This is a genomic window from Stygiolobus azoricus (assembly GCF_009729035.1).
Taxonomy (GTDB): domain Archaea; phylum Thermoproteota; class Thermoprotei_A; order Sulfolobales; family Sulfolobaceae; genus Stygiolobus; species Stygiolobus azoricus.
In genome coordinates, this window is sequence record NZ_CP045483.1 from 853,354 (window position 1) to 865,705 (window position 12,352).

Genomic DNA, 12,352 nt, shown 5'->3' on the forward strand with positions numbered 1-12,352 from the left:
ATTAGCTCATTATTCCTTGTAATGATTGCAATTCTTTCATGCATTTACTAACTCTTCCAATCCAGCAATAGTCTTAAGAATATCTGTTCTAGTTACTATTCCTACTACCTTTTGATTTCTAGATAGTACTAGAAGCCTACCCACGTTATATATTAGCATTTTTCTTATTGCTGTTATTATATCGTCTTCATCCCCTATACTAATTACGTTAGTCTTCATATAATCACTAACTTTCGCCTCATAGTTCCCTTCAAAGAACGCCTTTATTATGTCTGCAGTAGTAAGTATCCCTAAGATTTTTTCGTTCTCATCTAAAACCGGAGCCCCTCTTATTCCTTCTTTATAAAGTATTTGTGATGCCTCCTTGAGAGTCATGTTAGGTTTTAGAGCAATTAACTTTCTAGAAATTATATTCTTAACTTGAACCTTCGGAATGCTAATCATTCTTGTAACATCTAGGATCAATTCTTTCCTCGAATCATCAATATGTATTACAACACCCTCTATTACAAGCCTGCTATATGGTACCGGGCCTACTTTTACTGTATCTCCTACCTTTATCTTCTTTAGTTCACCACTAACTCTTAAAAGAACTTTATTCCCAGAAGGATTAGTAATATCAAGAATCTCTATATTACTTATCTTTATATCCGTTTCGAAACCATCTTTGTAGAGACTTAACTGATCCAGAATAGGTGTTATTATTGGGTTCTTTATTGTCTCATAAGCTTTGAGTGTTGGTACATATCCACCATTAGGCCCAGGCTTGGATTCAATTAATCCGAGAACTTTTAAGCTAAGTATTATGTTTCTTACGGTCCCTTCATCTTTTCCTATAACGTCTGCTACTTCCTTACTTTTTATCATTCTCTTATTCTTATTATATAGGTCGACTAGAGCTAGAAGTATCTCCCTTTGTGTAGATGATAAATTTTGCATCAATAATTATAATCTAATTATAAATTTAAAAATCATTTCATGAGCCAAAAATTTTCTTTATAGTTTTAGGACTAACACTAAACACTTTTTCTGCTATCATTGCTATATATTCTGGCTTTGGAAGAGGATACTTTATTCCTATATTGATAGCTATAGCTCTCTTTTGGGCTTCTAGACTCAACTTGTCTCTAATGCTCCTTGCTGCTATTCCCTCGGCTATCTTAAATGCTGTATAAAACCTTGCAAAACTGATTGCTGTGTGCTGGATTTCGTCTACGTTAACTGAGCTTAGAATACGTAATGCATCATATAGTGTCTGCTCGGGTTTGAAGGAGAATATTCCTTCTATAAAAATAAGCCTTAATGTTTTAGCAAGGCTTGATTTATCCTTATCCAACATCTCGTACGCTTCTAAAGGTTTATTCTCTATAATAAGCTGTGCCGCATTATCGAACTTTATTTCTGGGGAAAAGACCCTATCAAATAATTCTCGATATTCATTAAGTAAACCCAATCCGTCTTTTCCCACTACGTAAAGGCTAATTAACTCTTTCTCGTATAATTCATCGGCTTTGAAACCTCTGATCGGTTTTATACGTTTTTCCTCATAAGACTTTTCAAGTATTTTGAGAACTTGTTCTCTTGTGACGTTATTGTTCTCCAATATCTTTCCCCAAATATCGGTCAGAACCTTGACCCTCTCTTTGTATAATTCCTTAACCATGGAATTGTATTTGGCAATTTCCCTTAAAAAGGTATCAAGTAGAGGATCTAAACATGAGCATAACAAATGAAGATACTTTAAAAAATAACGTAGTATTAATTTCTGCAACAGATCTAGAAGAGGAGATAAAGGAGTTAAGGGAAAAAATAAAGAACTTAAACGATTCTACCAATCAAGAGTTTAATAACGTCAAGTCACAGTTCGATAAACTCTTTACAATTACTAGCTGGTTAAATATAGCCCGGTCACAAGGGCTGTGGAAAGCGAAAACTTGCAGGCATGTTTCTAATGATACTTGTAACGCATGGAGCATAAGTGAACCTGAAAAATTAGGGATTCCTCAAGATGCAATAGTAGTTCAAGATAACGGTAGTAAAAAAGTTGTTGTGACAAAGTTTTCTGACATTTGTATAACATGCCCTCTATATGAGCCTAAGAGAACATAGCTGAGTTTATTATCTTTTTGATCTTAAGTATTTTTCTACCCATTATGTTAGTCTCCTCTACAAACTCCTCTAAACTCTCTAATAAGTCGTCAAGAATAATATCTATGATCTCTCTCTTCTCTCGATCAGTAGCTATCTTAAAAGCCTTCTCAATGGTTTCATCACTAGGGTGAGTCGTATTGTTCAAAAACTTCGTTATTGCTGCTGGAGATAAACCCAGTTCTTCAGCTAGCTCCTTTTTACTTCTTTTCTGTAGTAGAAGTTCAATAATCTTAGTCCTAGCCTCTTTGCTGAGATTATGGATTATGCGCATTTAACTCATTTTCAGTCGAAAATTTAATAAGTGAAATACATTATTTGTTACGAATGAAGGCAATAGTATTCGATTTAGGTATTACGGTAAAAGACGTTGTAGAAAGACCTATAAATAAGGATTATGTAATGGTATCACCTTCACTAGCACTGCTAACAGGCATAGAGAATGCTATATACACGGGCTTTCTCTGGGTGGAGCCAAAGAGAATTCTTGGTAGTACTGGTATAGTTAAAATAAAAAATGTAGGAATTGAGGTCGATAAGAACATTGAGGGTAAAAAAGCCATAGTCCTCCCTTACTCTAAGAAGTATGGGGGTATCGGAACAGAAATAGATGGAATCTTAGCTGAAAACGCTGTAGTACCCAGCGATAGTTTAGTAATCTTACCAAACGATTATGACGTTAAGTATATTCTCTACCCATTTGTAAGTATTGGTTTACAACTGAGAAAGATAGTGAGAGGGTTTAACGTGTTAATTATAGGTGGAGGTCTCGTTTCATACATATCTGCATTAACGTTAGTAGGTTATGCGAATAGAATATATCTATATAACGATGAGGGATATAAAGTAAGGCTATATGGGGTAGAGGAGGTTAAAGATGGTGGTAACTGGGATATAGTATTCGCTGGTAGTATGAGGAGCTGGATAAGAATACTTTTACAACTCGGTTCTAAGGAAGGCGATATCTTAGCCCTTCCGAGATTCCTTAACAGTTGGCCATCGATAATACCTACAAGGCTAAATGTGAAATTTATTGAACCAATAAAAATGGACGGGGTCTTCGACTATATCGAAGGTGAGATAAGTGATAAATTGTTCAATGAGTTAGTAGTTACATCTGAGTCTATTGAAGCCTCGATACCTACACCAAAACCTGGAGTTATACTTAATGCAGAAAAAATTTTCATGTCATAAATAAGAAGAAATAGTTTGTCCTAAGATCTTTATCCCTTGTTCTAATTCTTCTGGGCTTGGGTAGCTGAAGTTTAGTCTCATGGTATTTCTTCCACTATAGTCATAATAAAAGCTAGAACCAGGTACGTAAGCGACTCCTCTTTTCATAGCCTCATTAAGCATTTTAACCGTGTCTATTTTCTCAGGAAGCCATGTAAAGACGAACATCCCTCCTACCGGTCTACTCCATTTAGCTGTCTTAGGGAAATACTTTTCTATAGCACTTAACATTACATCTCTTTTCTTACGATAAGTCTCCTTTATCTTGGGTATTTGCCTGTCTATAACTCCTCTCCTAATAGCTTCCATTGCTATCATTTGGGTGAACGTAGGAGTGTGAAGATCCACATTCTGCTTATATAACTCTAACTCATGAGTAAATTCTTCAGACGCCACTATCCATCCCAGCCTTAATCCCGGTGCTAAGATTTTGCTGAAAGTGCCAGTGTAAATAACTCTACCCGATTTGTCTAAAGCTTTAAGTGGTGGAGGGCTTTCCCCTTCAAAGACTAAGAATCCGTAGGCATCATCTTCCACCACTAGGAAGTCGTATTTCTCAGCTATTTCTAACAACCTTTTTCTGTCCTCTAAACTCATCGTAGTCCCGGCGGGATTTTGGGCTGTCGGAATTACGTACATTAATTTCGGTTTCTTACCGTTAGATATATTTTCCTTAACCTTCCTCTCCAGTTCATCGATGTCAGGACCTTTCTCCGTAACCTTAACTCCTATGAAATTGGGCTTCCTTGCCCTTAGAATATTTAATGCAGCTAAATAGGTTGGCATTTCTACAATTACCGTATCTCCTGGATCAACAAGCAAATTAAAGATCATAAATAGAGCTTCTTGGCTTCCCACGGTAACAAATATATTGTTCTCATTTATCCCAGTAATCCCCCTTCTTGCAGATAGGTTTACTAATTCCTTTCTGAAATCAACTATTCCAGAAGTAGTAGAATACTGTAGTGCTCTCTCAGGATAATTCTTAAGTATATCCGATGTAATCTTTTCTATCTCTTCAGCGGGAAAGGTAGAAGGGTCTGGTAAACCACCGGCTAGGCTAATGACTTTTTTCCCTTCAGTTAATTTAAGCAGGTCTCTTATTTCTGAACTCCTTAGCATCTCAGTGTCTTTAGACAAGTAACGTTCAAACATTTAACAGTTCACGCACAAAATAATTAATCTTCGCCCTTTTATCTATTTTTGTGAATGAGTGGTACGCTGAAATTATAACCGTAGGAAATGAAATACTGAGCGGTAGAACTGTTAACACAAATGCCTCCCATATAGCTAGAAGATTGGTTTCAATAGGTTTTACTATAAGGAGAATTACGGTAGTTATGGACGAACTCGATGAAATAAAACAAGCCTTTATAGAGTCGCTAAGTAGAAAACCTAAATTAATAGTTTCTACTGGGGGTCTAGGTCCTACTTATGACGATAAGACAAGCGAGGGCTTATCTCTCGCAATTAATAGACCGCTTGAGCTAAACCAAAAGGCTCTTCAAATGTTAATTGAAAAGTACTCTAGATTAGGAATACAACTTACAGAAGAAAGGAGGAAAATGGCTTTGATGCCACAAGGTAGTATACCAGTAGAGAATGAAACTGGGATAGCTCCAGGGATTTACATAAATTATCAAGGAATAGAAATACTAGTCACTCCAGGGGTCCCGAGAGAGATGGAAAACGTATTGGAAAACTTTCTTTCCCGTTACTTGAGTAACAGACCTAATAAGAAATATTATGAGGAAAACTTCATCATTAAAGGCGTGATGGAGTCAGCGTTAGCCCCATACGTGAAACAATTAGTTAAGAAATACGATCTGTATATAAAGACACATCCTAAAGGAAAAGAACTCGATAATCCTCTACTGGAAGTCCAGATTGCTGGTAGTTCTGAGAACGAAGAAGAAATAAAGAAAAAAGTTAAAAATTGTAAGAAGGAGCTTATGGAAATAGGCAAACAATTAGGCGGAAGTATTCAAGAAGGCTAAGATTTGATTAGTAAGTTCTTCTGGGTATTCGAAGTTAAGGAAGTGACCATATCCCTGAAATACCTTACTTTTCAATTTTCGAATTTTTTGTTGGAATACTTGTAAGTTTTGTACTAGCTTGTCCTCACTCCCGTACACAACTAAAGTGTCTTCATCTATTTTTTCCAAGTCATTTGAGTAATCTCTAGCGTTAAGCAAACCCTCCACAGCGTACTTATAGCCCAGAGGCGTATTTTCGCGGTATACTTCAAGGAGGTCATTCCACGCTCTAGGGTTCATATATAACGTAGGTGAGAAGTCATTTATCTTTCTTCTATATTCTGCTAGAGCTTCCATACCTAGAGAGAGTGCTATAGAAACCATCCTATCATAAGATTCTCTAAAGGGGGCTTTATATAATGCCCCTATCAAGACCAGCTTTTTTATACTATACTTTAATGCGTAATCTATGGCAATTAGAGTACCTAAAGAATGACCAATAATAATTGGGTCTTTGATATTTTCTACTTCAAGAAGTTCTCTCAAATCAGATGAATGTTCCTCAATTAAGTAGGGAGAAGGAGTTATCGATGATCTACCGTGTCCTCGTAAATCGTAAATTAAAACGTTGAATTTCGACGCTAAGATAGGATAAACATTTTTCCAACTTTTAACACTTCCTGCCAGATGATGTATCAGGACTACAGTATTTGTTAAACCAGGTTGGGACTTAATTTCGTAGTATATTCTTACTCCACTGCTTAGTAGTGTTATCATTCGTTATCGCCACTGAGTTTATCTACGTATATTTCGCTTATAACTATTGGATATTCGATCCCCAGTTTTTCTAAAACCTCCGGGTGGACTTCTCCTATTATTCCTATAACCTCAGAGTTGTCTCTTATTATTTCAGCAGTCCTACCCTTAATTAGGAGGTGATGTTCACTTTTTCTGTAGCTGAAGTTTATTTTCAAATTATAAAGGATTTGGTGGATTCTAGCTTGAAGTTCCTCGAAGCTAACTTTACTGTCCATTATTGCGTATACTGCTCTTGTTGAGTTTTTATAACCCGTATCTGTATTTCCCCTAATTACGACGTCACCTATTTCAAACACTAGTATAGGCATTCTTGAGTGTTGGTTCTGCTTCAAGAAGTATAGCGTTGTAGGAATTAAGGAGTTTCTAATAACAGTGTAGTCCACTGTTACTGGATTTAGGATTTTCACATAATCGCCCTGAATTTCTCTATCGTTAGTTAGAACGAAAGTAAATATCTCGGTGAAACCAGCCCCTATACTTAAGTCCCTTAATTTTCTGCTTATTAAAGTCTTTTCAGATGCATTTCCAATTTTCGAAAGTTTATATGTCGAAGGTTCAAGGTTTTGATATCCTATCATCATAGCTATATCTTCAACCAAGTCAATTTGTGAAATTATATCTACCCTATAAGGGGGAATAGCGACCTCTATCTCATTATAACCCATAACATTAGCGTCAAATCTGGCCATTCTTAAGTACTCTACTACCTGATCGGTTGACAAGTTTATTCCTAATTTTTTATTTACATAATCTGAGTAGATTCTCAATGTAGTGTGCTTTAGCAGTGGAGACCAGAAGTCTTGTTGTGCACTTAAAACTTTTACTTGCTCTATCTTTCCGCCTATCTCAGCGAGGTTAGTAGTTAATAGGTCTAAGGTAGAGATCACGGCATCTAGAGACGTACCGGTTACATCTATGAAGAGATTTTTGGTAGTTAGCTCAATTCTAGTTTTTTCTGAATTTATAACGGGCGGTATGCTCAGTACGCTTCCGTTATCTTCCATTATTGCTGGAGTTTTTCCGTTTTTAACCGATATATTCCCATATTGTTTTCCTTGTTCTGTAGACTCTAAAACTTCTTTGACGGTAATTTCTTTGTTTCCGTTAAGTGGTATAAATTTGTAATTTAGTGGGATCTCCTTATAAACAATATTTTTAGATGTAATCTTATCTAGGTCGTGGATGCCTATTGCAACCTTCTTCCTTTTTCTTCCTATAGTTATATGAAGTTTTTCTTGAAATTGTATCAATTCCTTTAGTGAATCCTCATCAAATTTTATTCCTCTTATTATTCCCGCTATTGCATAGGGTCTTGTATCAACGTTTTCTACACTCAATGTATATTCGCTTTTCTTTACCTCATACTTGGCTTCTCCCAGTTCTAACTTCTTTAATCCCTTAATAGCCCTTATTATTCCAGAAGAGGATAGAAGATCTGGTCTATCGTTATTAATCTCTATTTCGACATGATCTTGATCAACTGGTTTAACTTCTGACTTTAAGTTAAAAAGTAACTCTTCTAGTTCGTTTTCCTTTATCTTCAGTTGATTAATTATATCCCATTTGTAGACTACTATAGTTACCATTAGTCTCAACCCGTAAATGTTCTGAGAAACTCTATACTATTAGCATATAATAATCTAATATCTTTCAAGCCGAAAAGAAGCATTGCAAGTCTGTCTATTCCTATTCCCCATGCTCCTGCGTCACTATTTATTCCTACTGCCTGAAGAATCTCGGGTCTTAACAGTCCCGCTCCTGACATTTCTATCCAGCCGAGACCCTCAATCCTTCCGTAGACTTCAACACTTGGTTCGGTGAAAGGGAAGTAAGCTGGCTTAAATTTAATTTCCTTTATCCCTATCTGGTAAAATATCTCCTTTAAAACGCCTAGCAGATCCCTAAATGTAAACCCATTCTCTATTATAAGACCGTCTAGCTGATGGAACTCAATTAAATGGGTCGCATCAATTGAGTCTGGTCTAAAGACTTTACCGATAGTGAAAGTCCTTATCGGTGGTTTAGGATTAGAACTTAAAACTCTTGAAGTTACTGAGGTAGTCTGGCTTCTTAGAACCAATCTCAGGGCAACGCTTTCATCCCATTCGTATTTCCAGCCCTTCTTGTGCATTTCTTTAACTCTTTCAATTAACTTCTCGTCTTTAACTTCTCCCTTACCTTCGATCATGAAACTATCATGTATTTCTCTTGCGGGGTGATCTTGTGCTTGGAACAGTAAGTCAAAATTATAAAATTCAAGTTCAACGTAATTTCCATTAACTTCAGTAAATCCAAGTTCTATCATCACATCCCTTAGTCTCTCCAAGAACTCTTTGAAAAAGTGTTTCTTAGCTAACGGATAGAAAGGTGGTTCCGCTTCAACGTTGTACTCCTTAATCGGGATTTTTTTCCATTCGCCACTCCTGAGAATTTCAGGCGTGATATATGTTATAGTTTTAGTAGGCTCTGCTATGTCTTGTACTAGGGTTAAAAGGAGAAACGTCTCTTGTTTAGCAGTTATTAGCTTCCTCGAAATTAACTGTTTTGAATTCTCATTGTCTATCTTAGAAGGGTCTCTTAATAGGTCAAGTTCTGGGGAGTGGTAGTCGTTAACAAGAGGGATGACTGTGTCTTTATCTATTTTTATAAGGTTTTTCCTTCTCGCCCAACCTAAAGCGATTTCTAATTCCTCGCCTAAGACCTCTCTGAGCTCGCTTATTTTTTTACTTTGCCCGTTAAGGATCTTGATCAACTTCTCTTCGGGCATTCCATTCTGAAGTCTTAGTTTACCCTCCTCTGTTAGCTCATATTTAGTTACTTTTTTCTCTTCAGTTCTTACGTATCCCTTTTCCTTTAATAGTTGGACGAGGCTATAGATAGAGGAAATTGGGATTGATAACGCTTTGCTAATTTCCTCAGCTGAGGCAGTTCTGTCTGGTTTTGTCTTCAAATATTCAATTATTTTAATCTCGTTCTCGCTTAGCATTTATAGTTCCACGCTCTGTCCAGGCTGAAGTACTAATGCCTTATAACCTCTTTTATTAACTTCTCTTACGAAGTCATTAGGATCTACTTTAATTAAATCCCAAGTATTATAATGAATTGGTATTGCATATTTTCTAGGCTTTAGCATCTCTACCGCTATAGCTGCTTGTTGAGGATCCATAGTGAACCTTCCGCCAATAGGTAATAGAGTATAATCAGGCTTAAACAACTCACCTATTAACCTCATGTCTTCAAAGAGCCCCGTATCTCCAGCATGATATACTGTTATTCCGTCTCCGTTAATTACTGCACCAGTGGGGTCACTATGCTCACTAGAGTGAACAGCTTTTGTCAACGCAAGTTTAATACCGTCGAAATCTACGTATCCTCCTACGTTAGCCGGTATGAATTTATTCCAATCGATTTTGTACTCATTAGCTAGATAGGCTTCTAAATCGTAAGTAGCGAAGACCTTTGCTTTAGGGTTCATCTTTATCAGTTCAACTGTGTCTCCTAAGTGGTCGTAATGGTCATGAGTTACTATAATTAGGTCTAGATTATTATCAAAATAGTTTAACTTTACGGGAGATAAGGGGTTATCTTTTATTAGTGGGTCTATAATAATATGTTTACCGTTTATATAAAGTTCGACAGCTGCATGACCTAACCAACGTAGTTGTGGCATAATAGAATATTTCTAAGCTAAAAATTAAAACTTCCTTTCTTTATATACTCTCATGAATGAAGAGGTTATAGAAATACTAAGAAAGGCTGGAAAAATTGCGGCTAAGGCGAGAGAAGAAGGGGCGAAGTTAATTAAGCCTGGGGTAAAGGTTATAAGCATTTGTGAAACCGTTGAGAAAATAATAATCGAGAGTGGAGCCTTTCCTGCGTTCCCATGCAATCTGTCTATAAATAATGAAGCTGCTCATTACAGTCCCGTGATCAACGACACTAAAGTAATCCCTGAAAACGCGGTTGTTAAGTTAGATTTAGGTGCTCACATTGATGGTTACATAACGGACACTGCAGTAACAGTAATCTTAGATCCTAAATATGAAAAATTAGCTGAGGCATCAAAGGAAGCCCTAGATAAGGCTATAGAGACTATAAGGGCAGGAGTAGATATCGGAGAAATCGGAAAGGCGATTGAGAGGACGATTAAGAGTTACGGATATAAACCCATAGCGAACCTCGGCGGTCACTTGATTAGGCGTTATGAACTTCATGCAGGGATATTTATTCCAAACGTTTACGAGAGGGGAATGGGAAGGATAATCGAGGATAACACTTACGCTATCGAACCCTTCGCTACGGACGGTGGAGGAAAAGTGATAGAGGGAAAGGAGATTACGATTTTTGCAGTAAGGTCTACTGATGTTAAGGGGTTGACAGATGAGGAAAAAGACTTTCTCATGAAGATCTATGAGAAAGTAAATAAGAATCCCTTCAGCGAGCGTTGGTTTGCTAACTTGGGAGAGGCAGAATACGTAAAACAGATGATACGAACTCTCATGAGGAAAGGTGCTCTCAGAGGTTATCCTATTCTGTTGGAAGTTAAGAAGGGTTTTGTGTCACAGTTCGAACATACGGTCTTAGTTACTAGGGATGGAGTGGAAGTAATAACTTAATAAAAAATTATTATCTCTTGTGTTTATAACATAAATGTGATGGAGGAATGTTAGGCGTAACAGCTATAATAGCCTTAGCTCAATCAGGTGCGGCTAATCAATTAAACGGTGCTTACTATTTCCTTGCATATATTGTATTCTTCGCTCTCATTGCTTTGATGTCGTTACCTGGTTTTCAGCAGAGGATGTATATTTACTTTGCTTCTAGGGAAATAGAAAATAGTTTGGCTAAAATAGAGAAGTCATTAAATACTGCTAAAAGTAAAACTAAACAATTATTAGAAAAACAAGGTGCATCGAATCCAGAAGAGCTTACTAAGAGATTTGCAGACATGTTTACCATCGACCCAGTTAGTGTAGAGCCTACGGATATAATTAGTAGGATGAGGCTACTAATTAGGACAAGTGAAGACAAAATTAAAAGTATAATAATGACCACATTACCTAATGTTGACCCAGTAACTAGAAGTAAGATAGAAGTTTCCGCTGAGATTATAAATGGATTGAATAACATTTACAAGGTCATCAGACATTATCTCCTATTGGGTAAAAAACTGAATAGTTATTTTATTCTGTTGCAATTACAAAGTGTAGTTCCAATTCTGGTAAAGATGGTTGAAGCCTATGAGAAGGCTCAAGATACATTTATCCAAGGTGTTCCAGTAGGTGACTCTCTAGGTCCATTGGTTGCCTCTAGATTTCTAATGTTGATTCCAGAAAAATGGTCTCCGAGTAGAGAAGTAATAGCTGGGGAAACCTTATTCGAAGGCAGAAAACTTATAGTAGTTAAAGCTGAAGGTCCTATGGCTACAGTTGGGACTCCTGGTGAGGCGGTAGAGAAAATTGTAGAGAAAGAAAACGGAAAAGTGGCAAGAATAATAACAGTTGACGCAGCAGCAAAGTTAGAAGGGGAGACTACAGGTGAGATTGCTGAAGGAACTGGAGTTGCTATGGGAGATCCGGGTCCAGAGAAGATTGCGATCGAAAGGGTAGCTGTAAAGTATAACATACCAATAGATGCTTTGATAGTAAAGATGAGTATGGAGGAGGCAATTACATCCATGCCTCAAGAAGTATATGAAGCTGCCGATAAAGTTGTTGAATTAGTTAAGAAGCTGATACTAGAAAGAACTAAACCAGGTGATACTGTAGTATTGATAGGAGTAGGAAATACAGTAGGTGTAGCTCAATGAGCCAAAGTCAACAGCAACAAAAACCTATTGTAACTGTACTGAAATGTCTTAAATGCGGGTACACTACTGAGAGACCTTTCAGAGAGGGCGACTTTATTCCGAAAATTGAGGGTACTTGCCCCCAAGATGGTGCACCTCTTTTTATATGGGGTATATATGCTAAATCTAATCAACAGCAAAAGAACAAATAACGGCGTATTAAATCAGATACTTTTTTAAGCTTTGAGAGATTAGAATAGATTGCCCACCCGGCCATAGTGGGCGGGTAACACCCGGACTCATCTCGAACCCGGAAGTTAAGCCGCCCACGTCAGAAGGGCCGTGGGGTCCGCGAGGACCCGCAGCCCTTCTGAGCTGGGATGGGCAT

The 12,352-nt window shown here is 37.2% G+C and carries 14 protein-coding genes and 1 rRNA gene; 7 read left to right on the top strand and 8 right to left on the bottom strand.

Translation table 11 applies throughout. The annotated features are described in order from the left end of the window. Positions 1-36: 36 nt before the first annotated feature. Both D1868_RS04930 and D1868_RS04935 read right to left on the bottom strand, forming a co-directional pair. On the bottom strand, positions 37-939 hold the full coding sequence (locus tag D1868_RS04930; protein ID WP_156006122.1) for a CBS domain-containing protein: 903 nt from the start codon (positions 937-939) through the stop codon (positions 37-39). A 37-nt stretch (positions 940-976) separates the two neighbouring features. Further along, positions 977-1,663, bottom strand: a complete 687-nt coding sequence (locus D1868_RS04935; RefSeq protein ID WP_156006124.1) for a DUF2192 domain-containing protein — start codon at positions 1,661-1,663, stop codon at positions 977-979. Between the two features lie 53 nt (positions 1,664-1,716). Between D1868_RS04935 and D1868_RS04940 the strand changes: the two genes are divergently transcribed. Further along, positions 1,717-2,109: a hypothetical protein gene (locus D1868_RS04940; RefSeq protein ID WP_156006126.1), complete on the top strand. Its 393-nt coding sequence runs from the start codon at positions 1,717-1,719 to the stop codon at positions 2,107-2,109. Here the strand turns inward: D1868_RS04940 and D1868_RS04945 are convergent. Next, positions 2,096-2,422 carry a helix-turn-helix domain-containing protein gene (locus tag D1868_RS04945; RefSeq protein ID WP_156006128.1) on the bottom strand — a complete coding sequence of 109 codons (327 nt, stop codon included), beginning with the start codon at positions 2,420-2,422 and terminating at the stop codon, positions 2,096-2,098. The two genes, D1868_RS04940 and D1868_RS04945, sit on opposite strands and share 14 nt — an antisense overlap. Before the next feature lie 53 nt (positions 2,423-2,475). Between D1868_RS04945 and D1868_RS04950 the strand changes: the two genes are divergently transcribed. Further along, positions 2,476-3,342 carry a zinc-binding alcohol dehydrogenase family protein gene (locus tag D1868_RS04950; protein ID WP_156006130.1) on the top strand — a complete coding sequence of 289 codons (867 nt, stop codon included), beginning with the start codon at positions 2,476-2,478 and terminating at the stop codon, positions 3,340-3,342. On the opposite strand, the gene D1868_RS04955 is transcribed toward D1868_RS04950, so the two are convergent. After that, positions 3,337-4,536 (bottom strand): aminotransferase-like domain-containing protein, encoded by a 1,200-nt coding sequence (locus tag D1868_RS04955; protein ID WP_156006132.1) that lies wholly within the window; start codon positions 4,534-4,536, stop codon positions 3,337-3,339. The genes D1868_RS04950 and D1868_RS04955 overlap by 6 nt on opposite strands. Before the next feature lie 50 nt (positions 4,537-4,586). On the opposite strand from D1868_RS04955, the gene D1868_RS04960 reads away from it, so the two are divergent. Continuing rightward, positions 4,587-5,378 (top strand): nicotinamide mononucleotide deamidase-related protein, encoded by a 792-nt coding sequence (locus D1868_RS04960; protein ID WP_156006134.1) that lies wholly within the window; start codon positions 4,587-4,589, stop codon positions 5,376-5,378. Here the strand turns inward: D1868_RS04960 and D1868_RS04965 are convergent. The 4 genes from D1868_RS04965 to D1868_RS04980 are packed head-to-tail and all read right to left on the bottom strand — an operon-like array spanning position 5,352 to position 9,846. Beyond that, positions 5,352-6,134, bottom strand: a complete 783-nt coding sequence (locus D1868_RS04965; RefSeq protein WP_156006137.1) for an alpha/beta fold hydrolase — start codon at positions 6,132-6,134, stop codon at positions 5,352-5,354. The genes D1868_RS04960 and D1868_RS04965 overlap by 27 nt on opposite strands. Then, positions 6,131-7,762 carry a phenylalanine--tRNA ligase subunit beta gene (pheT, locus tag D1868_RS04970; RefSeq protein ID WP_156006139.1) on the bottom strand — a complete coding sequence of 544 codons (1,632 nt, stop codon included), beginning with the start codon at positions 7,760-7,762 and terminating at the stop codon, positions 6,131-6,133. The genes D1868_RS04965 and pheT overlap by 4 nt, the downstream gene beginning before the upstream one ends. Positions 7,763-7,767: 5 nt before the next feature. Beyond that, on the bottom strand, positions 7,768-9,162 hold the full coding sequence (pheS, locus tag D1868_RS04975; RefSeq protein WP_156006141.1) for a phenylalanine--tRNA ligase subunit alpha: 1,395 nt from the start codon (positions 9,160-9,162) through the stop codon (positions 7,768-7,770). Continuing rightward, a complete protein-coding gene (locus D1868_RS04980) occupies positions 9,163-9,846 on the bottom strand; it encodes a metal-dependent hydrolase (protein ID WP_156006143.1) in 684 nt (227 codons plus the stop codon). It abuts the gene before it with no gap. A gap of 52 nt (positions 9,847-9,898) precedes the next feature. Here D1868_RS04980 and map point away from each other — a divergent pair, with 52 nt between their 5' ends. From map to rrf, 4 genes are all read left to right on the top strand, one after another. Further along, positions 9,899-10,792, top strand: coding sequence for a type II methionyl aminopeptidase (gene map / locus D1868_RS04985; RefSeq protein WP_156006145.1), 894 nt, complete (start codon positions 9,899-9,901; stop codon positions 10,790-10,792). A gap of 47 nt (positions 10,793-10,839) precedes the next feature. After that, positions 10,840-11,985, top strand: coding sequence for a DUF1512 domain-containing protein (locus D1868_RS04990; protein ID WP_156006147.1), 1,146 nt, complete (start codon positions 10,840-10,842; stop codon positions 11,983-11,985). Continuing rightward, positions 11,982-12,176 (top strand): hypothetical protein, encoded by a 195-nt coding sequence (locus D1868_RS04995; RefSeq protein ID WP_156006149.1) that lies wholly within the window; start codon positions 11,982-11,984, stop codon positions 12,174-12,176. Before D1868_RS04990 ends, D1868_RS04995 begins: the two co-directional genes overlap by 4 nt. A 53-nt stretch (positions 12,177-12,229) precedes the next feature. Then, a 5S ribosomal RNA gene (gene rrf / locus D1868_RS05000) occupies positions 12,230-12,348 on the top strand. Positions 12,349-12,352 lie beyond the last annotated feature (4 nt).